Origin of the sequence: Nocardiopsis ansamitocini (assembly GCF_030268225.1) — a bacterium.
In the GTDB taxonomy this organism is placed as follows: Bacteria; Actinomycetota; Actinomycetes; order Streptosporangiales; family Streptosporangiaceae; genus Nocardiopsis_D; species Nocardiopsis_D ansamitocini.
The window spans coordinates 75,890-101,707 of record NZ_BSQG01000007.1; the positions used below are offsets into that span (position 1 = coordinate 75,890).

The 25,818-nt window shown below is 71.9% G+C and carries 15 protein-coding genes; 6 read left to right on the forward strand and 9 right to left on the reverse strand.

Going from position 1 to position 25,818, the window contains the following annotated elements:
• Nucleotides 1-104: 104 nt before the first annotated feature.
• From QSJ59_RS18680 to tkt, 7 genes are all read right to left on the reverse strand, one after another.
• Complete coding sequence (locus QSJ59_RS18680) at nt 105-986, reverse strand: sulfurtransferase (protein ID WP_285760974.1); 882 nt, start codon at nt 984-986, stop codon at nt 105-107.
• A gap of 121 nt (nt 987-1,107) precedes the next feature.
• Nucleotides 1,108-1,896 carry a 6-phosphogluconolactonase gene (gene pgl, locus QSJ59_RS18685; protein ID WP_285760976.1) on the reverse strand — a complete coding sequence of 263 codons (789 nt, stop codon included), beginning with the start codon at nt 1,894-1,896 and terminating at the stop codon, nt 1,108-1,110.
• A complete protein-coding gene (locus QSJ59_RS18690) occupies nt 1,893-2,819 on the reverse strand; it encodes a glucose-6-phosphate dehydrogenase assembly protein OpcA (protein WP_285760979.1) in 927 nt (308 codons plus the stop codon). Before QSJ59_RS18690 ends, pgl begins: the two co-directional genes overlap by 4 nt.
• A gap of 57 nt (nt 2,820-2,876) precedes the next feature.
• Nucleotides 2,877-4,406, reverse strand: a complete 1,530-nt coding sequence (zwf, locus tag QSJ59_RS18695; RefSeq protein ID WP_285761101.1) for a glucose-6-phosphate dehydrogenase — start codon at nt 4,404-4,406, stop codon at nt 2,877-2,879.
• A gap of 84 nt (nt 4,407-4,490) precedes the next feature.
• Nucleotides 4,491-6,125 carry a glucose-6-phosphate isomerase gene (locus tag QSJ59_RS18700; protein ID WP_285760981.1) on the reverse strand — a complete coding sequence of 545 codons (1,635 nt, stop codon included), beginning with the start codon at nt 6,123-6,125 and terminating at the stop codon, nt 4,491-4,493.
• Nucleotides 6,126-6,322: 197 nt separating this feature from the next.
• Nucleotides 6,323-7,429 carry a transaldolase gene (gene tal / locus QSJ59_RS18705; RefSeq protein WP_285760983.1) on the reverse strand — a complete coding sequence of 369 codons (1,107 nt, stop codon included), beginning with the start codon at nt 7,427-7,429 and terminating at the stop codon, nt 6,323-6,325.
• Nucleotides 7,430-7,534: 105 nt separating this feature from the next.
• Complete coding sequence (gene tkt, locus QSJ59_RS18710) at nt 7,535-9,655, reverse strand: transketolase (RefSeq protein WP_285760985.1); 2,121 nt, start codon at nt 9,653-9,655, stop codon at nt 7,535-7,537.
• 588 nt (nt 9,656-10,243) lie between these two features.
• Between tkt and QSJ59_RS18715 the strand changes: the two genes are divergently transcribed.
• The 3 genes from QSJ59_RS18715 to QSJ59_RS18725 all read left to right on the forward strand — a co-directional run bounded on the left by QSJ59_RS18715 (nt 10,244) and on the right by QSJ59_RS18725 (nt 17,200).
• Complete coding sequence (locus QSJ59_RS18715; RefSeq protein WP_285760987.1) at nt 10,244-11,233, forward strand: heme o synthase; 990 nt, start codon at nt 10,244-10,246, stop codon at nt 11,231-11,233.
• A 235-nt stretch (nt 11,234-11,468) separates the two neighbouring features.
• Entirely contained in the window at nt 11,469-12,353 is an 885-nt protein-coding gene (locus tag QSJ59_RS18720; protein ID WP_285760989.1) for a DUF4132 domain-containing protein, read from the forward strand.
• Nucleotides 12,350-17,200: a hypothetical protein gene (locus QSJ59_RS18725; protein ID WP_285760991.1), complete on the forward strand. Its 4,851-nt coding sequence runs from the start codon at nt 12,350-12,352 to the stop codon at nt 17,198-17,200. Before QSJ59_RS18720 ends, QSJ59_RS18725 begins: the two co-directional genes overlap by 4 nt.
• A 55-nt stretch (nt 17,201-17,255) precedes the next feature.
• On the opposite strand, the gene QSJ59_RS18730 is transcribed toward QSJ59_RS18725, so the two are convergent.
• Nucleotides 17,256-17,669 carry a hypothetical protein gene (locus QSJ59_RS18730; protein ID WP_285760993.1) on the reverse strand — a complete coding sequence of 138 codons (414 nt, stop codon included), beginning with the start codon at nt 17,667-17,669 and terminating at the stop codon, nt 17,256-17,258.
• A gap of 138 nt (nt 17,670-17,807) precedes the next feature.
• Between QSJ59_RS18730 and QSJ59_RS18735 the strand changes: the two genes are divergently transcribed.
• The 3 genes from QSJ59_RS18735 (at nt 17,808) to QSJ59_RS18745 (ending at nt 24,483) form a co-directional block, all read left to right on the forward strand.
• Nucleotides 17,808-18,983, forward strand: a complete 1,176-nt coding sequence (locus QSJ59_RS18735) for an ATP-binding protein (RefSeq protein WP_285760995.1) — start codon at nt 17,808-17,810, stop codon at nt 18,981-18,983.
• Nucleotides 18,980-22,579, forward strand: coding sequence for a DUF5682 family protein (locus QSJ59_RS18740; protein WP_285760997.1), 3,600 nt, complete (start codon nt 18,980-18,982; stop codon nt 22,577-22,579). The genes QSJ59_RS18735 and QSJ59_RS18740 overlap by 4 nt, the downstream gene beginning before the upstream one ends.
• A gap of 113 nt (nt 22,580-22,692) precedes the next feature.
• The gene (locus tag QSJ59_RS18745) at nt 22,693-24,483 is read left to right on the forward strand and encodes a hypothetical protein (RefSeq protein ID WP_285760999.1); all 1,791 of its coding nucleotides are present in this window, start codon (nt 22,693-22,695) and stop codon (nt 24,481-24,483) included.
• Nucleotides 24,484-24,930: 447 nt separating this feature from the next.
• Here QSJ59_RS18745 and QSJ59_RS18750 read toward each other — a convergent pair whose 3' ends face one another.
• Complete coding sequence (locus QSJ59_RS18750) at nt 24,931-25,803, reverse strand: hypothetical protein (RefSeq protein WP_285761001.1); 873 nt, start codon at nt 25,801-25,803, stop codon at nt 24,931-24,933.
• Nucleotides 25,804-25,818 lie beyond the last annotated feature (15 nt).

The following is a 25,818-nucleotide window of genomic DNA, read 5'->3' on the forward strand; positions in this document are numbered from 1 at the left end:
GGCCGGAGGCCCTTTCCGGCCGGGGCAGCCGGACGAACGCTTCACCGGGCAACCGGGATCCCCCGATTCCCCGGCGGGTGGAGGGCCGTTCCGGGATACCGCCCCTATCGAGGGGAGGAGCCGGTGACCAGGGGCAGAGAGCTGTCGGCGCTCCACTCCGTCAACGAGCCGTCGTAGACGGCCACGTCGTCCCGGCCCACCAGGGCCAGGGCGTGCGCAACCCCGGTGGCGGCGATTCCGCCACCGCAGTAGGTGACGGGAGCGACGCCAGGGTCGAGCAGCCCCGCCCGATCGAAGATCACGCGCAGTTCCTCGACCGGCTTGAGCAGTCCGGTCGAGGGGTCGGTGATCTCGGTGACCGGCAGGTTGATACTGCCGGGGATGTGCCCGGGGCGGCTGTACGTGGTCCGTTCGCCCCGGTAGGTCTCGGGATCCAAAACGTTGACCAGCACGGTGCGCTCGTCGTCGACAGCGGCTGCGACCTCCTCCTTCGAACGCAGCAGCCCGGGGCGACGCGCGGGAGTGAACTCCGCGGGCGGCACAGTGGAAGGGGCATCGGTGACGGGCCGTCCGGAGGCCGTCCAGGCCCGCAGGCCGCCGTCGAGCACGGCCGCGTTGTCGAAACCCTCCAGGCGCAGATGCCACCACAGGCGGGTGGCCCAGAAACCGCTGCTCTGGTCGTAGAGCACGACGCGCCGTCCGTCGCCGATGCCCAGTTTCGCGGCGCTCGCCGCGAACTTCTCCGAGGGCGGGACCGTCCAGGCCCCGGAAGCCTCGGTGTCGGCGAAGTCCGTGAGCAGGTCGGCGAAGACCGCACCGGGGATGTGCTCGGCCTCGTACGTGGATCGTCCGGATTCCAGGGTGTAGGGGCCGTTCGCGGGCAGTGCCAGGTGGGTGGTGGAGTCGACCACCACGAGGCCGTCGTCGTCGAGGTGCTCGGCCAGCCAGGCCGCGCTCACCGTGGGTGCACTGTCGTGAGACGTCATCGCCACTCCTTTTTCATACTAAAACGGTCGAAAATTAATAGTATGCGACGGGAATGGAAAAGCCCTGGTGACGATGGACACCAGGGCGATTCGACACCATGGGCGGAGCCCGTGCGGACGGCTAACCGCCCGCACCCGTGCGCAACTCCTCCGGCAGGGCGCCGGCGGCCTCGGCGTCCAGGAGGAACAGTGTGCGCGAGCGCCCCCGTGCACCGGCCGCCGGGACCTCCAGAGGGCCGGCCTCCTTGGCCAGGGCCAGTCGCACCGCCTCTGCCTTGCCCGTCCCCGACGCCAGCAGCCACACCTCCCGCGAGGCGCGGATCGCAGGCAGGGTCAGCGACACCCGGGTCGGCGGCGGCTTGGGCGAGTCGTGCACCGCGACCACCGCCTGCCCCGTCTCGCGCAGGGCCGGGTGCTCCGGGAACAGCGACGCCACATGGGTGTCGGGCCCCACGCCCAGCAGGCATACGTCGAAGGAGGGCGAATCGGCGCCGTCGGCCGCCGCGCGCAACTCCTCGGCGTAACGGGCCGCCCCCGGCTCCGGCTCGGGACCGTCGGCCCCGTCCGACGCGGGCATGGCGTGCACCCGATCGGCCGGGAGCGCTATGTGGTCCAACAGCGCGGCCCGCGCCTGTGTCTCGTTGCGCTCGGGGTCGCCCGTGGGAAGGAAACGCTCGTCACCCCACCACACGTCCACCCGCTGCCAGTCCACGGCGTCGCGCGCGGGGGCCGCGGCCAACTCCTTCAGCACCGCGATGCCGATCCCACCACCGGTCAGCACGATCGAGGCACTGCCGCGCAGTGCCTGGGCGTCCACCAGGCGGGTGATGATGCGCGCCGCCGTCGCGTGCGCCAGCAGGCCGGAATCGGGATGGACGACGACGGTGGGCGGGTTGGCGATAGTGGTCACGCCGAGACTCCTGTCGTCCTGATGGCAGCCGCCATGTGGCGCACGGTCCGCTCATAGGTCTCGTCCGGGTCCAGCCGGCGCAACTCCTCGGAGAGGAACTCCGAGACCCGTCGCCGTGCCAGTGCCACCGTCTGGTCGGGCTGGTTGGGCCGTTTCAGCGTCGCTACCCGTCCGTCCAGGCGCGAGATCTGGATCTCGCCCTCATCGGTGAACAGCTTGGCGTCGGTGATGCCGGGACCGCCCGACTCCTTGCGCTCCACCTCGACCTCCAGTTGCTGCGACAACCAGGCCGCCAGCAGGTTGGCGCTGGGGTAGTGCGACTCGGCGCTCACCTCGGCCGCCGACACCCAACCGCACGGCTGGTCCATCGTGGAGGCAAGCAACGAGCGCCACGGCGTGAGCCGGGTCCAGGTGAAGTCGGTGTCGCCCGGAACGTAGTGCTCGACCCTGGCCAGCAGGTCGGCCATGGGGTCGGCGGCGCTCTGGGCGTCGGTGATGCGCCGGTGGGCCAGACGTCCCACGGGGTCCTCCGCGGGGTTGGCCGGTCCGGTGCCGGGCCACCAGGCGACGATCGGCGCGTCGGGGACCAGCAGCGGGGTGATCACCGAATCGGCGTGTTCGCCGAGAGGTCCGTAGAGCCGCAGCAGCAGTGCCTCGCCGGGACCGGCCGTGCCGGGACGGCGGATCTCGGCGTCGATCGCCGGCTCGGCGTCCGGGTCGCGTCGGATCAGCGCGATCACCCGACTGGGGTGCTCGTGGCCGGCCTCGGTCGCCGCGCGCACCGCGTCGTAGTGGTCGGCCTCGTCGGTGACGATGATCAGGGTGAGTACGAGGTTCATCGCGCCGCCTCCGACGCTACGCCGCTCGGTGGCCAGGGCCTCGGCGATCTGCGACGTCGTCGTGCGGGGAAGGTAGAGCGTCATGGGTCCTCCATGAGAAGCGGGTGCCATCCGGGTGCGCCGTCGGCGAGGACAACGGGATCAGGGCCTGCGCCACTGCCGGCCGTCGCGGGCCAGCAGTTCGTGTGCGGACTTCGGCCCCCACGCGCCCGACTCGTACTGCTCGGGCCGACCGGCCTTGACCCAGTGCTCCTCGATCGGGTCGAGGATGCGCCAGGACAGCTCGACCTCCTCCTGGCGGGGGAACAACGGCGGGTCGCCGATGAGCACGTCCAGGATGAGCCGCTCGTACGCCTCTGGGCTTGCCTCGGTGAAGGACTCGCCGTAGCTGAAGTCCATGCTCACGTCGCGCACTTCCATCGCGGCTCCCGGAACCTTGGAGCCGAACCGCAGCGTCACGCCCTCGTCGGGCTGGACCCGGATCACCAGCGAGTTGGCGCCCTGCTCCTCGGTGGCGGTATGGCTGAACACCCGGTTGGCGGTGCGCTGGAACACCAGGGCCACCTCCGTGACCCTGCGCCCCAGGCGCTTGCCGGTGCGCAGGTAGAACGGGACGCCCGCCCAGCGCCTGGTGTTCACCCCCAGCTTGATCGCGGCATAGGTCTCGGTGGTGGAGTCGGACGGGATGCCCTCCTCCTCCAGGTATCCCACGACCGACGCGCCGCCCTGCCAGCCCGCGGCGTACTGCCCGCGAGCGGTGGCCGTCTCCAGGTCTTCGGGCAGTTCCACCGCTGAGAGCGCCTTCTCCTTCTCCGCCCGGATCGCGTCGGCGGTGAAGGACAGCGGTTCTTCCATGGCCACCAGTGCCAACAGCTGCAGCAGGTGGTTCTGGATGACGTCGCGCGCCGCGCCGATGCCGTCGTAGTAGCCGGCCCGGCCGCCCACCCCGATGTCCTCGGCCATCGTGATCTGCACGTGGTCGATGTAGGAGCGGTTCCAGATCGGCTCGAACAGCGTATTAGCGAACCGCAGCGCCATCAGGTTCTGGACGGTTTCCTTGCCCAGGTAGTGGTCGATGCGAAACACCGACTGCGGCGGGAACACGTCGTCCACGACCGCGTTGAGGTCCTGGGCGCTCTTCAGGTCGTGGCCGAAGGGCTTCTCGATGACGACCCTGCGCCAGGCGTGCTCCTCGGACTCGGCCAGACCACTGCGCTTGAGCTGGGTGACCACCGTCGGGAACAGTTTCGGCGGCAACGAGAGGTAGAACGCGTAGTTGCCGCCGGTGCCCCGGTCCGCGTCCAGTTCGCGCACGGTGTCGGCCAGTTTGTCGAAGGCGTCGTCGTCGTGCAGTTCGCCGGGGACGAAACGCATCCCCTCGCTGAGCTGGCGCCACACGTCCTCCCGGAACGGGGTGCGCGCGTGTTCGCGGACGGCCTCGTGGGCGACCTGCGCGAAGTCCTGGTGGGCCCAGTCCCGGCGGGCGAAACCCACCAGTCCGAAGCCCGGCGGCAGCAGGCCCCGGTTGGCCAGGTCGTAGATGGCGGGGAGCAGTTTCTTGCGGGCCAGGTCGCCGGTCACCCCGAACAGTACGAGCACGCTGGGCCCGGCGATGCGCGGCAGGCGCCGGTCCAGCACGTCACGCAGTGGATTCGGGACCGCGCCCGGCATCACCGGTTCTTTCACGATCGTTCTCCCCAAGAGGTGGTGGGTGGTGTGCGCCGGGCGCGATCCGCGCGCCCGGCGCGACAGGGATCAGGGCTGGACGGAGCCCAGCGCGGAGGTCAGTTCGGTCAGGCCCGCGGCCCGGTCGCGCAGGTGCAGGCGCACCGCGGGCCGGCCGCGTTCGGCGATCGCACCGAAGTCGCCGAGCGCCTGGGCCAGCTGCAGCCTCCCGAACGAGTACGGCTTGCCCGGTACGGGCAGGTCGCGGACGGTCTCGCCGGTGATCTGCAAGAACACGCCGTTGGCGGGTCCGCCCTTGTGGTATTGGCCCGTGGAGTGCAGGAAGCGCGGCCCCCACCCGAAGGTGACCGGGCGCGGCGTCAGCGCGGCCAGTCCCGGGCGCAGCGTCGCCGCGGCGGTGTCGCCGTGACGGTCGAGGTAGGCCATGACGGCGAGATAGCCGTCCTCGGGAACGGCCCGCAGCAGTACCTGTAGCACCGAGGCGAGGTCCTTGGCCTCCCCGAGCAGTTCGGGGTCGGCCGTGTAGACCTCGACCGCCCCTTCGACCAGTAGCGGCGTGCCGGTCGGCAGCGGCCCGTCGTCGCCCGCCGAGTCCAGCAGCGCCTTGGTGTTGTCCTTGGACTCCTGGACGTTGGGCTGGTTGAAGGGGTCGATCCCCAGGAGGCGCCCGGCTACGGCCGTGGCGTACTCCCAGGCCAGGAACTGTGCTCCCAGCGGTCCCGACACCAGGGTGTCGGCGTGTGCGGCGTCGGGGCCGCCGTCCTCGGAATAGGCGATCAGGTGGGTGTCGGGGCCGGGAACGAATCCGGGGGCCTCCGCGCCCTCCACGACCACCGGCAGCAGCCCGGTGCCGTTCTTGCCGGTCGATTCGGCCACCAGCTGCTCGATCCAGTCGCCGAGCCCGGCCGGGGTCGCTCCGGCCAGCACGACCTTGTCGTGACCGGCGAACCCGCCCAGTGCCGCACCCAGCAGCAGCGCGGCGTTGCCCCCCTCGGCCAGTGTCTCCGACACGGCGGCCGCCTCGTCCAGGAGCGCTTCGACGTCCACCCCGGCCAGTGCACTGGGCACGAGACCGAATGCGGTCAGCGCGCTGTAGCGCCCCCCGACATCGGGGTCCGCGAGCACGGTGGGGTAGCCCTTCTCCGCGGCCAGGGCGGCCAACGGGGAACCGGGGTCGGTGACGACCACGATGCGTTCGACGGGGTCGATCCCGGCGTCGGTGAACGCCTGCTCGAAGGCGCGGCGGTGGCTGTCGGTCTCCACCGTGCCGCCACTCTTCGAGGACACCACCACGACCGTACGCTCCAGGTCGGTGCCCAACGCGGTGCGCACCTGGCCGGCGTCGGTGGTGTCGAGGGCGACCAGGGAGGCGTTGCGGCTGGCCGTGATCACCTCGGGCGCCAGCGAGGAGCCGCCCATCCCGGCCAGGACGACGCGGTCCAGCCCCAGGGCCCGCTTGTCAGCGGCGAGCTGTGCGATCTGGCCCAGCAGTGCCCGCGAGGTCTGTGCCAGGTCCATCCAGCCCAGGCGCACGGCGGCCTCGGCCGCGGCGTCGGTGCCCCAAAGGGTGGCGTCCTTGGCGGCAAGCCTGGCTGCCACATCGTCCTGTTCGAGAACCCCGTCCACGGCCGCGCGCGCTGCGGAGTGCACAGCACCGCGCAGCGTGATCGTGAGGTTTGCGGCGCGTACCTGATCACTGCTCAAAGCGATTGGTCCTTCCTCGTCTCACACACGGACTCTGCAATTGTGTCGGGACCGCGTCGTCGGAGAGAATTCACGCAACCAGCCGTTCCGCGATTGGGGCGGCCGAAACCTCGGAGTGGGAGCGCGAGTGGCAGCGCGGGTCCGGAGCCGGCACCCGGGAGCGGCCGGGCGGGTCGCCCCGCCCGGCCGCTCGGTGCTCAGCGCTGCTTGTCCAACTCCTGCGCGACGCGTTCGAGCAGTTCCTCCCAGGACTTCTCGAACTTCACGACGCCCTCGTCCTCCAGCACCTTGACCACGTCGTCCAGGTCTACGCCCGCCGCGGCCAGCGCGTCGAGGTCGGCGCGGGCGGCCGCGTAGGTGCCGCGCACCGTGTCGCCGCTGATCTCGCCGTGGTCGGCAGTGGCCTGCAGGGTGGCCTCGGGCATCGTGTTGACCGTGTTGGGGGCGACGAGCTCGGTGACGTAGAGGGTGTCGGGCAGCGCGGGGTCCTTGACACCGGTGGACGCCCACAGGGGGCGCTGGGCCTGTGCCCCGTCTGCGACGAGCGCCTCCCAACGCCGGCCGGCGAAGACCTCCTCGTAGGCGGCGTAGGCAAGACGCGCGTTGGCCAGTGCGGCCTTGCTGCGCAGTCCCAGCGCCTGCTCGGTGCCGATGGCGTTCAGTCGCTTGTCCACCTCGGAGTCCACCCGGCTGACGAAGAACGACGCCACCGAATGGATTTCGGACAGGTCGTGACCGTTGGCCTTCGCCTGCTCCAGACCCGAGACGAACGCCTCCATGACCGCGCGGTAGCGGTCCAGGGAGAAGATCAGGGTCACGTTCACGCTGATGCCCTCGGCCAGCGCCGCCGTGATGGCGGGCAGCCCCTCGACCGTCGCCGGGATCTTGATCATCAGGTTGGGACGGTCTACCAGCCACCACAGGGCGCGCGCCTCGGCGATGGTGCGCTCGGTGTCCCGGGCCAGGCGCGGGTCCACCTCCAGGGAGACCCGGCCGTCCACCCCTCCGCCGTCGCGGTATACCGGAAGCAGCACGTCGGCGCCCCAGCGGATGTCGTAGGCGGTGATGGCGCGCACGGCCTCGTCCACCGACACGCGCCGGATCGCCAGGTCGTGCAGTTGGGCGTCGTAGGCGTCGCCCTCGCTCAGGGCCTTGGCGAAGATCGTCGGGTTGGAGGTGACCCCGACCACGTTGCGCTCGGCGATCAGTGCGGCCAGGCCGCCGCTGCGCAGCCGTTCCCGGCTGATGTCGTCCAGCCAGACCGCCACGCCTGCGTCGGACAGCTTCTGAAGTGGGCTGGTCATAATCGCTCTTCCCTCGATCCCCATCGTCGTTGCGGCGTCGTCGACGGTGGTCGCCTGCCGACGAAGCGGAGGGCCCCGCTCAACGCGAGGCCCTCCCGTCAACCGCTAGCTACCGGTCGTTGTTCCACTTTCGTAGCCCAGTTTGGCGATACTGGCGTGCACTGCCGCCTCCACCCGCTCAGGGGTGATCCCGAACTGCTCGTACAGCGTCTGGTACGGCGCCGAGGCACCGAAGTGCTCCAGGCTCACCGACTCGCCGGCGTCGCCGATCAGCTCGCGCCACCCCAGGGCCAGCCCCGCCTCGACCGAGACGCGGGCCCGCACCTCCGGCGGGAGCACGCGCTGGCGGTAGGCGTCGTTCTGCTCGTTGAACCACTCCACGCACGGCATGGACACCACGCGGGTGGGTGTTCCGGCGTCCTCCAGGCGCCGGCGCGCGGCCAGGGCGATCTCCACCTCGCTGCCGGTGGCGATGATGATCGCCTGCGGGCGGCCGTCGCTCGCCTCGGCCAGCACGTAGCCGCCCTTGGCGGTGCCCTCGGCCGGACCGTACTCCGAACGGTCCAGGACCGGCACGTTCTGGCGGGTGAGCGCCAGGGCGGCCGGGCCGTCGCCCCGCTCGATGATGGTGCGCCAGGCCACGGCCGTCTCGTTGGCGTCGCCGGGACGCACCACGGCCAGGCCCGGGATGGCGCGCAGCGCCCACAGGTGCTCCACCGGCTGGTGGGTGGGGCCGTCTTCGCCCAGGCCGATGGAGTCGTGCGTCCACACGTAGGTGACCGGCAGCTTCATCAGTGCGGCCAGGCGTACAGCAGGGCGCATGTAGTCGCTGAACACCAGGAACGTGCCGCCGTAGGGGCGGGTCGGGCCGTGCAGGGCGATCCCGTTCAGGATCGAGCCCATGCCGTGCTCACGAATGCCGAAGTGCAGCACCCGGCCGTAGCGGTTGCCCGAGAACGCCTTGGTGGAGTACTCCTCGGGGATGAACGACGGCTCGCCCTTGGGCGTGGTGTTGTTGGATCCGGCGAGGTCGGCCGAACCGCCCCACAGCTCGGGGAGCACCGGGGCGATCGCGCTCAGCACGTTGCCGGAGGCGCTGCGGGTGGCCATTCCCTTGGCGTCGGTGTCGAAGGTCGGGACGGCTTCCTCCCAGCCCACGGGCAGCGCGCCGGAGAAGAGCCGGTCGAACAGTTCGGAGCGCTCCCCGGCGCCCGTGCGCCACGCTGCCAGGAACCCGTCCCACTCCGCGCGTGCCTCGCGTCCGCGGGCAACCGCGGCGCGGGTGTGCTCCAGGAGCTCGGCGGGCACGTCGAAGCGGGTGTCGGGGCTGAGGCCGAGCACCTGCTTGGTGGCCTGCAGTTCCTCGGTGCCCAGCTTAGAGCCGTGGACGGCGCCGGTGTTCTGCTTGTTGGGCGCGGGCCAGCCGATGATGGTGCGCAGCCGGATGAAGGACGGGCGGTCGGGCTCGGACTGGGCGGCCGTGATCGCCGCGTGCAGCGCCTCGATGTCCTCGTGGTAGGAACCGCCGCTGGTCCAGTCGACTTCCTGGACGTGCCAGCCGTAGGCCGCGTAGCGCTCGGCAACGTTCTCGGTGAACGCGATCTGGGTGTCGTCCTCGATGGAGATCCGGTTGTCGTCCCAGATCATGATCAGGTTGCCGAGCTTCTGCGTGCCCGCCAGCGAGCTCGCCTCGTGGGAGACACCCTCCTGGACGTCGCCGTCGGAGCAGATGGCGTACACGAAGTGGTCGAACGGACTCTCGCCCTGCGCGGCCTCGGGGTCGAACAGGCCGCGCTCGCGGCGGGCGGCCATCGCCATGCCGACCGCGTTGCCCACTCCCTGGCCCAGCGGACCGGTGGTGGTCTCCACGCCCGCGGTGTGCCCGAACTCGGGGTGCCCGGGGGTCAGGCTTCCCCATTGGCGCAGTCGCTTGATGTCGTCCAGGCTCAGGCCGTAGCCCGCCAGGTAGAGCTGGATGTAGAGGGTGAGGCTGGAGTGGCCGCACGACAGCACGAACCGGTCCCGGCCGACCCAGGTCGGCTCGCTGGGATCGTGTCGCATGATCTTCTGGAACAGCAGGTAGGCGGCTGGGGCCAAGCTCATCGCGGTTCCGGGGTGGCCGGACCCCGCTTCCTCAACCGCGTCCATCGCGAGGGCGCGGACCAGGTCGACGGCACGCTGGTCCAGCTCCGACCACTCAAGGGTCTTGGAGGTACCGGTGTTCACGCGGGCTCAGGGCTCCTTTCGCGCATCCAGGCCAGTGGCAGGCATGGTGGCCCGAAGAAAAAGTAGGTGGGTCAGGTGGTCCGGGACGCCGCGTTGCCCGCACCGCCAGGCGCGACGGCTAGCGACACACGGAGTGGCGGCGGGTGCCATCCGCAGTCCGCGGGGTGCGAAATGCCCAGGGGCATGACTACCCCGACCCTATCGCGCAAACCCCTCAAGCAGGATGTTCACCCCGCCCCACCTCAGGAGGCGGCATATGGCAGGCTCGCAGGAACCGTTCACGTGCCCGGTGCCGTTTCGAGGCGGACCCGGTGAGAGCCGCCATCTGGTAAGCACTACACTCTGTCGTTGATGGATTGTGGACGGCTCGCGCGGTTGAGCCTGAGACCAGGGCCGTTTTGGGAGGCCGAACCGCGGGTCCGCTGTGGCGAGCGGGCGATCAGTCGTGAAGATTCCCTAATTCTTTCGAGGTTCTAGCGTGTCTGTAGAGCGGATGACCCCCGCCGTGCGTTTCGCGCCGCACGGTCGGCGGGCCGAACGGCGGCGGAGTGCTCCGACCGGGCACGCGTCGAGGAACCGGCGGTCGTCATGACCCTGCTCGACAGGTCCGCGGCCACCCCCGACGCACCCGACCCCGATCCCGCCGACGCTCCCGCCGTCGAGTCCTCGGTCCGTTCGCGTTCTTTCGGCGCCTACGTGCGCGCCTATGTGGCGCTGTCCAAGCCGCGCGTCATCGAACTGCTGCTCATCACCACCATCCCGGTGATGTTCGTGGCGGCCCAGGGCGTGCCTCCGCTGTGGACGGCCGTGTGGACGCTGCTGTTCGGCACGATGTCCGCGGCCAGCGCCAATGCGATCAACTGCTACATCGACCGCGACATCGACCAGGAGATGCGCCGGACCCGCAAGCGGCCCGGAGCCATGCACCAGGTCACCCCCCGCGGGGCGATGATTTATGGCCTCACCCTGGCAGTGGGCTCCACAGTCGGGTTCGCGCTGCTGGTCAACTGGCTTTCCGCGGTGCTTTCGCTGTTCGCGATCGCGTTCTACATCTTCGTCTACACGATGCTGCTCAAGCGGCGCACCGCACAGAACGTCGTATGGGGCGGTATCGCCGGGTGCATGCCGGTGCTGATCGGTTGGGCGGCGGTCACCGATCGTCTCGACTGGGCGCCTTTCATCCTGTTCCTGGTGGTGTTCTTCTGGACCCCCCCGCACACCTGGGCGCTGGCGATGCGCTACCGCGAGGACTACGCCGCGGCCAACGTGCCCATGCTGCCCGTCGTCGCCGGCGACCGTCGGGTGCTGCTGGAGTGCGTGCTCTACACCTGGGCGACCGTCGTGGTCTCGCTGATCCTGTGGCCGGTGGCCCAGACCACGCTGTTCTACCCGGCGGTGGCCGGCGTGCTCGGCCTCGTCTTCCTGGTCCAGGCGCACCGCCTGTTCAACCAGTCGCGCGCCGGTGTGTCGGGCGCCAAGCTGAAGACGATGAACTTCTTCCACCTCTCCAACGCCTACCTGGCGCTGCTCTTCGTGGCGGTCACCATCGACCCGCTCCTGAAGGGCCTGTTCGCCTGAGCGCGAGGCCGCCCGCCCGATCCGGGCGCGCGTGAAATCCGGTGATGCGGATGGGCCGTGCCGACCGGCACGGCCCATTGGCATGAACAGTCCCAAAGCCTGACGGGGAAGGGCAGCTGGCTTTCCCGAACGCCGTTGCCCGTGTCGCTGCCGGGCGCCGGCCGGCCTGCGGCGGGGAGGTCCGGCGATACGCAAGGGCTGTGCTTTGTCGCAGGGGCTCGCTATAACTTCTGCCATGTCCACCACTTCCCCTCCCACCGCCGAGCTGAACTGGGCAGAAGGCCCAGACGGCTACTCGCTCGCGCTGGACGGCACCACCCTCGTGTGTCGCAACGCCAAGGGCCGCCGCCTCAAGTCCGTGCCCAAGAAGGTGCGCGGCTCCGCCGAGGCCGAGCGCCTCACCTCCCTGGCCCAGTTCCTGGAGCGCCACGAGCGCGAGTGCCGCCACAGCGTGGAGTCCTGGCTGCTCGGTTCGCTCCCGGTCCCCGCTGCCACCCTCGCCCAGGTCTGGCCCGACCCGACCTGGCAGGACCTGCTCGCCAACCTCTTCGTGCTCCCCGCGCAGGGCGGCGAAGGCGGCTTCCTGCGCGGCGTCGACGACAACGGGCGCATCGGCGTCGTCGACCTCGACGCCGAGAGCACGTGGCTGGAGGCCGACCGCGTCGTCCTGGCCCACCCCGTCCTCATCGAGGACCTCGACGACGTCCGCGAGTTCGCCCTCGAACTCGACATCACCCAGCGCCTGCCCCAGCTCACCCGCGAGGTCCACCACAAACCGAGCCCCATCGCCCCCGACGCGACCGCGGTCACCGACTACGGCGACGCGGTCTTCGCCGAGCAGCGCCACGCGGTGGGCCGCGCCCAGCGTCTCGGCTTCGCCGTGCGCGGCGGCTATGCCGTATGCCGCGTGCTCGAAGGCGGCCGGTCCGTCCAGGCCCGCTACTGGATCGGTGCCGACTCGCCCGACTACCAGACCGAGGCCGGCTCCCTGATCTGGGTCGACGCCGACGAGCGCCCCATCAGGCTCACCGATGTGGGCCCCATCGCCTGGTCCGAAGGCATCCGCATGGCCGAGCTCGTCTACGCGGGCCGCACGATCAACGAGCAGGAGTCCCAGTGACCGCCACCCACAGCACCGCGATCGGACTCCTCGACGCGGGCCTCGCCCCCCTCGACATTGCCGATGACGGACACATCGACCCGGTGCGCGCCCGCGGCTACACCCATCCCGCCCTCGGCGAGCGCCGCCTGGTGCGCCTGGTCCCCGACACCCTCGCCCCGGCCGAGGACGCGGCGCTGGAGTTCCTGAACTTCGCCGCGCCCACCGTTTCCGAGCCACTGTCCATGGCCCGCCCGCGCGGCCTCGGCTACCCCGAATGGGCGCTGGTGCACGACCCCGAGCGCACCGCCGAGGCGCTCGCCCTGGTCAAGCCGATGGAGCGCGCGGCCCGCACGGCCGCCACCCGACCCGGTGCCGCCATCGAGGCATTCACCCGTCTGGCCACCACCGTCCCGGTCGCCCACCTCGCCTCCTATTGGGAGCAGGTCGGCCGGATCTTCATCGCCGCAGACGGCGCCACCACCGCCGCCGTCATGTTCGGCAAGGCCCGCGAGGCCGAGATCGTCTACAGCCTGCCCGTGCACGAGACCACCAGGCGCGAGGCGTTCCTGGAGTTCGCGTTCGCCGGCGCGCTCACCGTCAAGGCCCTGGCCAACCATGCCGCGGAGCTCAGTCGCCGCTACGAGCCCGCCCGTGCCTACACCGAGTTCCGCGAGCTGTCGCTGCGCCGGACCCTGGGCGGCCTCCCGCCCTGGACCAACCTCCCCAAGCAGCTGCGCTCCCTTGCCACGGCAGCCGGCCTGGACGCCGGCGCGGAGGAGACCGCGCTGCTGCGCGAGCTCATCGACATCCCGGTCGCCGCAGCCGCACCCGGCGGTTTCTGGAGGGCCGCCCGGGCCTCCACGGTCGCCCTCGGCCGTGCCGACGCCGACGCCGCCCGCGCGCTCCTGGGGCTCTTCCCCAACGGTGACACCGCCTTCCAGGGGTGGTGGCTGGACCTGCTGGCCGACGCGGGCGCACTGGACCTGCTCTCCGACGCGGGAGAGGCCGTGCCCGGCGGCGCGGCAGGCTGGCTGTCCCGCATGGTCCGGCACGTCAGGGGCTGGCGCAGTACCACCCCGGCCCAGCTCTTCGACCTCCTGCCGCGCATCGCCGAGCGTCTCATCGCCGACGGCGAGCCCCTCTACCTCGACGGCGGATACCCAGGGCGGGGCCGCGAGGTCGACCTCGGCCTCCTCGACCTCTGCCTCCACCTCGGAGTGCCGGTCCACCCGCCGCGCGAAGGCAGCCACCTGGACCTCGCGGACTGGGCGTACAGCGGCCGAAAGGTCCCGCGCCGCGACCTCGCCTCGTTGCTGGCCGACCCGGTCTGGGAGCCGCTGCTGGAACAGGCCGTCGCCGACTACGGCGGCCACCAGGAGGTGTTGGAGGACCTGCTGCCCTATCCGTTCCTGCACCCCTATGTGGACCGTCGGCTGCACGCCCTCGTGGGCGGCCTGGCCGGGAAGGCCCTGGGCGAGGCGCAGGTGACCATCGAGAGCCTCTCCCGCCAGGTCAGGGGCGAGGCGTTCACCGCCTTCCCCGATCGCCGTGCCGAACTCGACGCGGTCGACTTCGACGAGATCCTGGCCAGGACCCTGCGCGCCGGCATCCTCGACGAGTACGGCTGGGACGCCCTCGACGAGGCCGTCCGCGAGCTGGCCGGCGACAGGCCCAAGAAGCATGCGCTCACTACGACCACGAGCTGGCCGGTGCTCACGCTCACCTCCCAGACCAAGGCGATCGCCGTGGGACCGAAGGGGCGTGTGGCCGAGCACGACCTGCGCCTGCCCCCGGGGGGCAAGCAGCCGCTCGCCGTCTACTCCGGCGGTCAGTTCCTCGTCTGCTACCGCCAGGGGTACGACGATCACGCCTACTGGTCAACAGACCCCGAGACCCGGTTGGAGATCGACAACTACGGTGCCGTCTCCAACTGGCGCTGGCACACCACCGGAAGCCCCGCCCAGCTCGGCGCGGACGGGCTCCGCCTCTCCGGGCACCGTGCACTCGCGCCCGGTGACAAACCGGCCAAGGCCGACCTGCGCCTGTTGGGCGACGGTGCGACCTACTGGGTGCACGAGCACAACACCCTGCGCGAGGTGGACCCCGTCACCGGCGGTCGAGGCCGCGCCAGCCTCCCCGCCTTCCTCGAGGAACTGCCCGTCGCCCAGGGCGAACACCTGCTGTTGGGGAGCTCCAGCCTCGCCCGGCTCCCCGACGGATGCGGTCCCAGCCCGCTCGGCCACGCGGACGGCCTGGCCGGCTTCGCGGTGGTGCGGACCTCCTTCGGGAGGGGGTGGGGCGCGACCCACTCCTACCGGGTCACCACCATCGACGGCCGGACCCGCGCAGTGGCGCTGAAGCAGGGCGAACGCTACGCCCGGCCCGTCCCCGCGGGGCTCATCAGCTACCCGGGCGGCGCCGAGCACGTCCTCTCCAACGACAACGGCCTCTCCCTCCACGGAGCCGACGGAGCCCAGATCTGGAGCTGCCACATCGGCTCCGCCTGCGACTGCACCGCCAAACTGGGCACCCCCTATCTGCCCGAAGTGGCGTTCTGGCACTTCATGACCGCTCGTGATGTCGTCGCCTCCGCCCGGCTGCGCTCCGTTCGCGCGGCCGACCTCGCACCACTGCTCACGGCCGCCGAGGAGGAACACCGCGACGCCGCCGGGGCAGCGCGCACGGAGGCCGCGGCAGCCGCGCTGCTCGCGGACGGCTCCCACACGCCGCACCCTTCCCTGGTGAAGGGCGTCGCGGGCATCGCGCTGGCGGTCGTACGCCAGCAGAGGGCCCTGCGCAGGAAGGCGGTACAGGTCACCCGTACCGCCGCGGTTCCCGTCCAGAAGGAGAGCGCCGCCCTCACCAAGGGGCTCCAGCGTTTCCTGAGTGCCCGCCCCAGCGGTCCGTCCGACACCGTCGCCCAGATCCGGACGGTCTCGGACTTCCTGCGCGGTTCGACCGACGCCGACGCCGCGTCGCGCCATCCGCACTCCTCCGTCGACTGGACGGGCCTGGTCGGCGCGATCGCGCTCCCGGCCTGGTACGCCGTTTTGCCGAGCACCCCCGAAGACGTGCGCTCCGAACTCGTCGGCTTCCTCGGAGCCTGGTCGGAGACGGTCTTCGCCGACCCCTCCGCCTCCCTGGACCACGGCCTCATCCGGCTCGCCGGCGAGGACCGCATCGCGCACGCCGCCCCCGACGGCCGCCGCCGCCTCGGCCTGAACATGGCCGCGTACATCCCCGACATCGAGCGCCGGTACGGGAAGTTCACCCGGGCACGCCGCTTCGTCGAGCTGCGGCGCGGGCCGGCGCTCACGATCGAGGCCCCGGCCGCCGAGCACGAACGCGACCGGATGGCCCCGGGGTGGGGCTCCCCCGCCCAGCTCCAGGCCCTCGTCACCGCGGCCGCCGAGCACGGCCCCCTCACCTGGGACCCCGAAGCCGCACAGCTCCTGGCCGACCGAACCGGACTGACCCGGGCCGCAGCGGTCCTGCTGCTGACGTGCTCGATGCGCCTGACCCGTTGGGAGAGGCCGCTGGCCCCCCAGGCGAGGACCCTGCTGGGGCTCAAGGCCGCCGAGGCGGAGCTCGGCGCGACCGAGCTGTCCGCCCTCGGCCGGGACGGCCTGCTGCCGCTGTTCCGTTCCGTGCTGCCCGAGACCCCCGAGGAGATCGCCGGACTGTGGAGCCCCGGTGGGACCCTGGTCGTGGCCGAACGCCTGGCCGAGGCGTGGAACGCGCGCTTCGGCCCCAGGCTCCCCCTGGACGGGACGACGCTGGCGGCCCTCGGTTCCCTCGCCCCCTCCGCGCAGGTGCTGGACTGGGTCCGCATGCTCGCAGACCCTGCCGGCGCGCCCGCCCTGGCCCAGGACACGCGTTCCTGGCTGGGGAGGGAGGAACGGGGCAACGGGCATCGCGCCGTCGAGTTGTTCTTCTCCGACAGAACGACCATCACGCTCTCCGACATCGTCCCCGCCCTCACCGCCCTCATCCCCTGGGCCTACACCGAGCTGCCCGAGGGAAACCCCGTACGCAGCGGCATTCCCGCGGTGCTGCGCGCGGTACTGGACCGGCTCGCCGCCCCCGACCTCCTGCTCTTCGCCATGCGCAGTTGGGCGCACGGGGACGAGTCCCGGAACCGGCTCCTGGAGCAGATCGGGGGGACGCCCTACCGCGACCCCAAGGGCACCGAACCCTTCGGGCAAAGCGGTGACAACGGCGTCTCGGTGCTCGTGGCGGAGGGGGCGTACGCGCAGCTGTACTTCCGCCCGGCCCGGCTCGGCGACGACGCCGACTCCCGGGTGCTGCGCGCGATGGCCGCCGACTCCTCCCCCTACGGCGCCCTGGTGAACCACGTGGACCTGCTGCGCAGTCCCGGCTTCGCGGCGATCGCGCAGCGCGTGGCGGACGGCCTCCCCGACGGTGCCTACGAGTTCGACCCGGGGGCTTCCGCGCCCCGGACCACCGAGGAGGCGGCGCAGGCACTCGGGGTGTCCTCGGAGGCGGCCCGGCTCTACCTCCAGTTGCTGGCGATGCTCGAACCCACCGACAAGCGGGTGCGTGCGGCCAACGGCTGGACCCCGGCCCGGCACAAGAAGGCACAGACCGAACTCGTGGACGCCGGCCTGGTCGTCGCGGCCAAACGCTCCCGAGCGGGACGGTCGGTGTTCCTGCCCGGTCAGTGGATCGACGCCAAGGCGCCCAACCTGCCCTTCGAGGCGTGGAAACTGCCGCTTTACGGTCTCACGACCGACAGCATGGGGCGTCCCGAAGGGCAGCTGACCAGGTTCGTCGCGCTGGATTCCCTGCCCGCGATCGTCGACCGTGCCTGGCAGCGGGTGCGCGGAGGGGACGGGCCCCGCTAGGGGTGAGGGTGCCCGCGAACCCGATCGCGGGCACCCGCTCCGGACGCGGGACCGCTCAGGCCGACACGCGCCCCGCCGAACGTGTCCACGTCCATACCAGGACCCACGCCACCAGGACCACCAGGAGCATCGCCACCGGAACGTGCAGTTCAAGCATCAGGTGGCTGCCCAGGTAGGCCTGGACGAACCCCAGGCCGAACGCGAGCGCGCTCACCACCGCCGGCAGTGGGGATCCCCGGCCGGGACGCCACAGCAACAGCGCGGCGACGAACTGGAGCCCGGCCACCACGTGCAGCACGATCGCCCCACCGGCGTGCAGGGAAAGAGCGGTGAAGTCCTGTTCCACCAACCGGCCCGCCGTGACGAACTCCCAGACCAACACTGCGGTCTGCGCCAACACCGCTGCGCGCAGGCCCCACAGCGGAATCGAGTATCGGGCGGGGACAGCGGTGCGCGCCGTCTGAGACATCGTTGCGGCTCCTTATCCGGATCAAACCAGCCGGGACACGGGGGAGCATAGCCGCCGCTGTCGGACGGTACCGGCTCTCCGCACTGTCAGCACCCTTTGATACTTCTTACTCACCCCACCAGCCTTCGAGGAGACCCGGTGTCCGTCACCACGACCGACGTACAGATCGAGCCGGCCGAGCGCCGCCACGCCGAGGAACTCGCCTTCCTCGCCGCCCACGACTCCGGTCCGCGCCCGCCGGGCTGGCGCCTCACCCCGCGCTCGGTCGTCGTCTTCATCGTCGGCAGCGCCGGCGCCAAACTGCGTCTCGCCGACCCCGTCGACGGCCTCCCCGCCGCCATGGAGATCACGCCCAAGTTCGTCGGTGAACGCGGACTCGTGGAACGCTGCGTGGTCACCCTCGCCGGAGAACGAGGACTGCTCCTGGTGGGCGAACCCGGTACCGCCAAGTCGCTGCTGTCGGAGCTGCTGTCGGCCGCCGTCAGCGGGACCAGCGCCCTCACCGTCCAGGGCACGGCCGGAACCACCGAGGAGCACCTCCGGTACGGCTGGAACTACGCCCTGCTCCTGGCCAAGGGGCCCACCCCCGAGGCCCTCGCCCCCTCGCCGGTGCTCACCGCACTGCGTGGCGGCCGCCTGGCCAGGGTGGAGGAGGTCACCCGTTGCCTTCCCGAGGTCCAGGACGCGCTGGTCTCCCTGCTCTCCGACCGTCGCATGGCCGTGCCCGAACTGGCCGGCCTGACCGGAAGCGGTACCGGTGCCGACCTCGACGACGGTATTTTCCTGGCCCGCCCCGGCTTCAACGTCATCGCCACCGCCAACCTGCGCGACCGGGGCGTGTCGGAGATGAGTGCGGCCCTCAAACGACGCTTCAACTTCGAAGTCGTACCGCCCATCGCCGACCTCGACGCCGAGGTCACCCTGGTGCGCCGCCAGGCCGGTGCCGCGCTCGCCCGGCACGGCCACGAGCTCCCCGTGGACGACGCGGTTCTGGAAGCCCTCGTCACCGCCTTTCGCGACCTGCGTTCCGGCACCTCTGCGGAGGGCTGGCCCGTGGAGCGGCCCACCACCGTGCTGAGCACCGCCGAGGCGGTGGGCGTCACCACCTCGCTGGGATTGCAGAGCGCCTACCTGGACGTGGCCGACCCCCTCTCCCTACTGCCGGGGTACCTCCTGGGGGCGGTCCGCAAGGACGACGCCGACGACCAGGGCCGGCTGCTGGCCTACTGGGATTCCACTATTCGCCACCGGGCGGAGAAGGGCGCCCGCCTGTGGAAACGCCTCTACGAGCTGCGCCACGTGGTGGGGGAGTGAGCGCCCGGGCTGCCGCCCCCCACGGGGCGGACACGGCGACGGGCATCGGCCCCGACGAAGCCACGGCCCTGCCCGAGGCCCTGGCCGCCGCCCGTGCACCCCACATCATCGGCGTACGCCACCACTCCCCGGCGCTGGCCGCGGCGATGCCCGCCCTCCTGGAAGCCGCCTCCCCCGACGCAGTCCTCGTCGAACTCCCGCTTGAGGCCCAACCCTGGTTGGAGTGGCTGGCCCACCCCGACACCCGCGCACCCGTCGCACTGGTCCTCGGCGACCCGTCCCGCGACCGCCACGGCTACTACCCCTTCGCCGACTTCTCCCCGGAGCTCGCCGCTCTGCGCTGGGCGTACGCCAACGGAGTGCCCGCCTACGCGATCGACCTCCCCTGTGCGCTTTCGGTCCCCGACGACGCACCCGATTTCGACCGCACCCCGGGGCTGACCGACGCGCTCCTGCGCACTACCGCGACCACCGACTCCGAGGAGATGTGGGACCGCATGGTGGAGGCGCGGTCCTACGGGGCCCAGCCCGAGCAGGTCCGCCGTGCCGCCCTCACCTTCGGCTGGGCGACCAGGGCCGACACCCTGGGAAGGGGCGGTGCGGGCGCCCGCGACCGTGCCCGTGAAGCGTGGATGCGCCGTCGCATCGCCGAGATCGGGGCCCGGCGCCCGGTCGCCGTCGTAGGGGCCTTCCACGCGGCCGCCCTCCTCCCCGACGACCATCGCTTTGCCCACCTGCGGGGCCCGCAACCGGACGGGCTGCCCGCCACCGCCGAGGTAACCGTTCCCGCCCCCGGTACCGCCACCGACACGGGACTCACCACCGCGCTCATCCCCTACACGTTCGCCCTCCTGGACTCCCGTTCGGGCTACCCTGCCGGAATCCGCGACCCGCAGTGGCAGCAGGACGTCTACGAGACGGGCGGCCGCCCGGAGGAGGTCGAACGCGCGGCCGCACGCAGGTTCGCCGGCCTGGGCACGCACTTGCGCGCCCAGGGGCACGTCTCCGGGGTCACCGACACAGTCGCCGCCTACCGGATGGCCCGCGACCTCGCAGTCCTGCGCGGTCTGCCCGCCCCCGGACGACGCGAACTCATCGAGAGCCTCACCAGTGCACTGGCCCAGGGCGAACCGCTGGGCAGGGCCCGCGCCATCGCCCGTGCGGCCCAGCGCGAACTCGTGGGATCCAGGCGAGGCGCGCCCGCCCCCCAGTCCCCCGAGGCCGGACTCACCGTGCACGTGCGCGTGCTGCTGGCCGACCTCGGCCTTCCAGGGCCCGACGGTTCCGGAAAGGTCGAGGAAATACGGCTGGACCCCCTGCGCACCCGACGCGACCGTGACCGCCACATCGCCCTCCAGCGGCTCTGCGCAGCCGGAGTGGGGTACGCCGAGCAGCGCGGATCCTCCGGTGTCGGAGGCACCGAAGCCCTCGGCCGCACCTGGAGCGTGCGTTGGAGTCCCACCACGGCCGCCACCGTGGAACTGAGCGCCTGCTACGGGATCACTCTGGACCAGGCCGCGCGCGGGCGCCTGCGGGCCAGGCTGCGCACGGCACAGGAGAGCGCCGACAACGGTGAGATCACCCCCGCCGTTGCCGGTGCCCTGCTCGGTGACGCGGCCGAGTGCGCACTGCCCGATCTCGTCGGCGAACTCGGGGAGCGCATCGAGACCGAGGTGCTGCCGCGAGCCGGCCTGGCCGACGCCGTCGAACTGCACGAACACGTCCGACGCATCGCCGCAGGCCAGGTCCCCGGCATGGCTGCCGCCCCCGAGTCCCTGACCCGGCTGGGCATTCGGCTGGCCGAGGCGGCCGTGGCATCGGTACCGGGGATGTCCGGCAGCACCGACCCCGCCGACGCCGTGGCGCTGCTGCGGGTGGTACGCCTGGTGCAGGCCCAGACCGCGCTGCCCGGTGCGGTCGGCCCCCAACGCCTGCTGTGGCACCTGCGCGCACTCGCCGCCGACGGCGGTCCCCTCGCGCAGGGGGCGGCGTGCGCCGCGCTGCTGCTCTTGGAGGAGACCGGTACCGACGAATTCGCCGCCCGCCTGTCGGGGTGGCTGGATCTGCCCGCGGCCCACGGCCCGCGCGAAGGCGACCACGCCCCCGGACGCGTCCTCTCCCTGCGTCTCACCGGTGTCCTGACCGTGGCCGCGGCCGTGGTCGAAGGCGACCCCGGAGTGCTGGACGCACTGACCGGGCGGGTGGAGACCTGGTCGGACGACGCATTCCTGCAGCGACTGCCCGCTCTGCGCGACGGCTTCGAGACGCTCTCGACCGCTGCGCGCAGCCGTTTCCTGGAAACCATCATCGAACGCATCGGGGACACCGGCGGCGGCCTCGCCGTCGCCCCGGAGACCGCCGTGGCCTGGGCGCGGGCCGACCTCGCCGCCCGCGACGCCGTTCACGCCCTGCTGCCCGGCCTGACACTGGGCGCCTCCGTCACTGCCCCGGCGGAGCAGGCCCCCGTCGCAGGACCGCCGCGCTCGGAAGAGGCCCGGGTGATCGGCCCCGCCGACCGGTGGCGTCTCGTCCTGGGCCAGGCACCCCAGGCCGCCGGCGAGAAGGGGGCGCGCGCCGCGGCCGCCCTGGACGAGCTGTACGGGCGAGGCCACGGAGAAGGGTCCCGGGCGTCCGGCGGGGCGGGAACCGGCGCCTCGCACCCCGCGCCACGGGAATGGTCCCAGGAACTGGAGGCGCTGTTCGGTGAGAGGGTGCGCGAGGAGGTGCTGGGCCGCGCCGCGCAGAGGGGACGCTCCGATGTGCTGGAGCAGCTCGCCCCGGAAAAGGTCGCCCCCTCGGTGGACCTCTTGGAACAGGTGTTGTCCCTGGCCGGGGGGATGCCCGAGGCGCGAGTGGCCCGGCTCAGACCGCTCGTCGACCAGCTCGTCGCCCAGTTGGTCCGCCAACTCGCGCGGCGACTGGCGCCCGCCCTGTCGGGACTGTCGGTACCGCGCCCCACCCGGCGTCGTGGTGGGCGGCTCGACCTCGGGCGCACGCTGCGCGCCAACCTGCACACGGTGCGCCCCGGCCCGGACGGCCCACAGGTCGTTCCGGAAAGGCCGATCTTCACCACCAAGGCCAAGAAGAGCGCGGACTGGCATGTGCGAATCGTGGTGGACGTATCAGGGTCGATGGAGCGGTCCACCATCTACGCCGCTCTGGTGGCGGCGGTCCTGCACGGCCTGCCGGCGTTGAGCGTGTCGTTCACGACTTTCTCCACCCAGGTCGTCGACCTCACCGACCGGGTCAGCGATCCACTGGCCCTGCTCCTGGAGGTCGCGGTCGGCGGGGGCACCGATATCGGTGCCGGCCTCGCCTACACCCGTGCCCGGATGACCGTTCCCGGTCGGACCATCGTCGCCCTGATCACCGACTTCGAGGAGGGCGGGAGCCTGTCCCGCACCCTGGGAGAGGTACGGGCACTGGCCGGTTCGGGTGCGCACCTGCTGGGGTTGGCGGCCCTGGACGATGCCGGCAAGCCCGTCTACAACAAGGCCACTGCCCAGCAGTTCGTCGCGGCGGGAATGCCCGTGGCGGCGCTGAGCCCCCAGGAGCTCGCGGCCTGGATCGGTGAGCAGATCCGCGGCAGCGGTTAGGCGCACCCCGGATGTCCTTCCCCTCCCTTCGTCCTTCCCGTACGCACGGAGTCCGACCGGCTTTCACCCCCGGTCCAGGCTCCTCCCGCGCCAGCCCGCCGAGGAGGCCCCCGGTGACCCAGCCCCGCCCACGCATCGACCCCGGTTTGCTCGCCGACCTGCTCGCCGCCGCGCCCGCCCGGGTGCGCAAGAAGATCGACGCCGACCCCCGCGCCGCCCAGTCATGGGAGTGGACTCTCGACGGCGACAGCTGGCTCGTCGCAGCGGGCACCGAGACCGTACGCCTGGGGGCGTCCGACATCACCGAAGCCGGCCAGGTCGGCTGCGGCTGCCTGCTCAGCCCCCGCTGCCTGCACCTGCTCTCGGTCGTCGGGCTCCTCGACAGCACCGACCCCCCTGAGCCGGGGGTGGACGGGCAGCCGGTCCACCCGCCGGCCCCCGACCCCGCCGAACCGTCCCGCACCGGAACCGTCGACGCCCTCGCCGAACAGGTGGAGGTCGACGAGGACACCCGCACCGCGGCCCGGTTCGCCTGGAGCGCAGGAGCAGGAGCCCTTGCCGTCGGGGTGCGCGCCGCCGGTGCGGCGGAGCGCGTCGAACTGCTGCGCGCGGCCGGGCTGGCCAGGGTCGCCCGGCTGCCCCGGCTCGCCGCCGCCTGCACCGCCGTGGCCGCCGGACCGCGCGACTTCGCCGGCCCCGGTTTCGCGTTGGCCGCCTACGCCGCCGAGCTGTCGAGCCTGTTGGATGTCGCCTGGCGGTTGGGCGGCGGCCCCGAGGGGCCCAGACCGGCCGCGACCCTGGCCGATGTCGGTATCGGGCGTCGTGCCTACACCCGGATCGGTTCGCTGCGGCTCTACGGTCTGGGCTGCGAACGCGTCGTCACCACCTCTGGTTACGGCGGGGTGGTCAGCCACGCCGTCTCCTTCGAGGAGGACGCGCCGCGCTTCTGGCGTATCGGGGCCGTCACGCCAGGGGGAGCGGACCGGGTCGTTCCGGCCTACGGCGGTTCGGTCGCCTTCGGACGGGTCTCGCTCAGCCACCGCGCCCTGACCCGGTCCGGTCTCATCGCCCAGGAGGTGAGCGCCAGCGCGGACGGCCGACTCAGCGGCGGCGCGGCCACCACGGCCGCCCCCATGGGCGGATGCGCCTGGAACGAGCGCCCCTTGGCGGTGCTCTGGGAGCGGCCCCTGGCCGACCAGGTCGGTGCGGCGTTGGCCGCGTTGGCCGCACCGGCGCACCGCACCGGCGCGGACCTGGTCTTCGTCGACCTCGCCCTCACCGGTCTGCTGGACGGGGGAGACGTCGGCGCGGTGGAGGCCGCGACCGGGCGCCGCCTGGTGCTGTCGGCGGGAACGGCGCGCGATCACCAGGGCGTCCGGACCCTCGCCCGCCTGGCCGCGGTTCCCGGCCTGCGGATGCGGGTGGTGGCCCGGCCGGTCGTCGACGCCCCCGGGACGCTCATGCCCCTGACCGTGGCACCGGACCCCGCCTTCCCGCTCGCGGCCGACTGGAAAGGGCTGGTCAACATCTCGCTCGACGACGTCCCGGGAACCGCCGCGCAGTCGGCGAAACCCGAACCGGGGGTGCCCGCGCATCCGGTTCGGGCTTCGCCCTTCACCGGGGTGGCCCGCGTCCTCAACCGGGTGGCAGAGGCGGGCCGCGACGCCGCTCCGCAGCCAGGCGTGCTGCCCGCCCAGCTGCGCAGGCATCACCTGCCGACGGCTGCGGGGCTCCTCGCCGAGCTCACCGGCGCCGCCCGGTACCGCCTGCGCACCACCACCGGCGAGTCGGCCGTCCCGCCGCCCGACGCCCTGGCCACGGCCTGGCTGGCCGCCATGACCTATCTGGACAGTGCCCGTTCCCACCTCGACGCCGACGCCTGGGCGCTGGCCGGCCATGACTGAGCGCTGCCCGGGCCTCGGGTCCCGGGCCGACCGCGGGGTGTTGTCCCATCGGGGAACGTGGCCTCCTGCGGCCGTTGCCGAACTGGCCGGGGGAGTGGACGCGCCTCGTCGGGGCCTTCGGCGCCACGGCACTGACGATGGCCCGCTGCGTGAACGGTTCCACGGCGGAAACCGTGCTGGGCAATACACCCTGGAACGGCGAGGGGCTCTGGTGCCGGAAGGCGAGGCGGCCGGGAACACTGCTCTTTCCCCGTGGGAGGAGCATCTCGACGGCGTCCAGGTGCACCAGGGGTGCCCGACGCGGACGATGCCGGTCGGACGAGGCAAGGAACACCGGTCGAGTCGGTGCGGGGCCGCCGCTGGACGAGACCGGCCCCCATCCGCTCTGCCGAGTCGTGATCGGCGCCGTGGCGTGCGGTGCCCCTGTCGGGATGCTCCTACTGGATGTCAGTCGAAGAGGTCCGCTGCCGTCGCGGCCGTGATGGCGCGGCGCAGCCAGAGGGTGAGCTCATCGGGGTCGGTGCAGGAGGTGATCCGCTCGCGCACCGGCTCGGGAACCGCGATGCCGCGGGCATCGAGGATCGTCAGCACGCTCTCGGCCTTGCCCTCGGTCTTGCCCTCTTGGAAGGGGCGGCCGACGAAGTCGGTCTTGAACTCGTAGGTGCCTGCGGTCACGGCGTCCTCCAGGTACTTCCTGGCCGCGGCGGGAAGCGCCGCGAGCACGTAGTCAGAATACAGGGTGCTCTTCGACTCATCGAGGGAGTCGAAAGCAGGCAGCAGCGCGTCCAGTACGGTCGGATCGTCGACGTGGTTGTGGGCCGCGGCCAGGATCGCCAGTTCCGGTTCGGCGCGAGCCTCCTCGGGATCGGTGACCGGCTTGAGTGAGGAGAGCCCCAAGGCGAGGGGCCGGTGTACCAGATAGCCGCCGCCCAGGTCGATCGGTGTGGAACACCACCGTGCCAACGCCTCTGTGGGGGTCAGGGCGAGCAGGATCACCGGGCAGCCGAGGCGGGCGCGCAGGTTCGCCACGTACGCGGGCCAGCTGAAGCGTTTGTGCTGGTCGTAGCCGTTCTGACACTCAACTACGATCGCCAGGACCGGTGCGTCCGACTGCTCGCCGGGGTCCGCGTCCTGTTCGAGCACCACCACGGAATCCGCGCGCAGTTCGGGGGGCGCGGTCGTGGTCATGTCCCCCGAGTCGCAGCGGACCCGGGCGAAGTCGGGCAGCGGCCGTTCCGAGACGTGGTCGAGCAGTCGTACGGCGAGATCGGGCGCATGCCTGATCAGGTCGAGGGGGAACTCGTGGTCGAGTGAGGGCATGTCGATGAGATTAGG

Bases quoted from the DNA above. Each gene is read 5' to 3' on its own strand.
- QSJ59_RS18680 (WP_285760974.1), bottom strand. From the start codon at position 986: ATGACGTCTCACGACAGTGCACCCACGGTGAGCGCGGCCTGGCTGGCC.
- QSJ59_RS18690 (WP_285760979.1), bottom strand. From the start codon at position 2,819: ATGACGCTCTACCTTCCCCGCACGACGACGTCGCAGATCGCCGAGGCC.
- zwf (WP_285761101.1), bottom strand. From the start codon at position 4,406: ATGCCGGGCGCGGTCCCGAATCCACTGCGTGACGTGCTGGACCGGCGC.
- tal (WP_285760983.1), bottom strand. From the start codon at position 7,429: ATGACCAGCCCACTTCAGAAGCTGTCCGACGCAGGCGTGGCGGTCTGG.
- QSJ59_RS18715 (WP_285760987.1), top strand. From the start codon at position 10,244: ATGACCCTGCTCGACAGGTCCGCGGCCACCCCCGACGCACCCGACCCC.
- QSJ59_RS18720 (WP_285760989.1), top strand. From the start codon at position 11,469: ATGTCCACCACTTCCCCTCCCACCGCCGAGCTGAACTGGGCAGAAGGC.
- QSJ59_RS18730 (WP_285760993.1), bottom strand. From the start codon at position 17,669: ATGTCTCAGACGGCGCGCACCGCTGTCCCCGCCCGATACTCGATTCCG.
- QSJ59_RS18750 (WP_285761001.1), bottom strand. From the start codon at position 25,803: ATGCCCTCACTCGACCACGAGTTCCCCCTCGACCTGATCAGGCATGCG.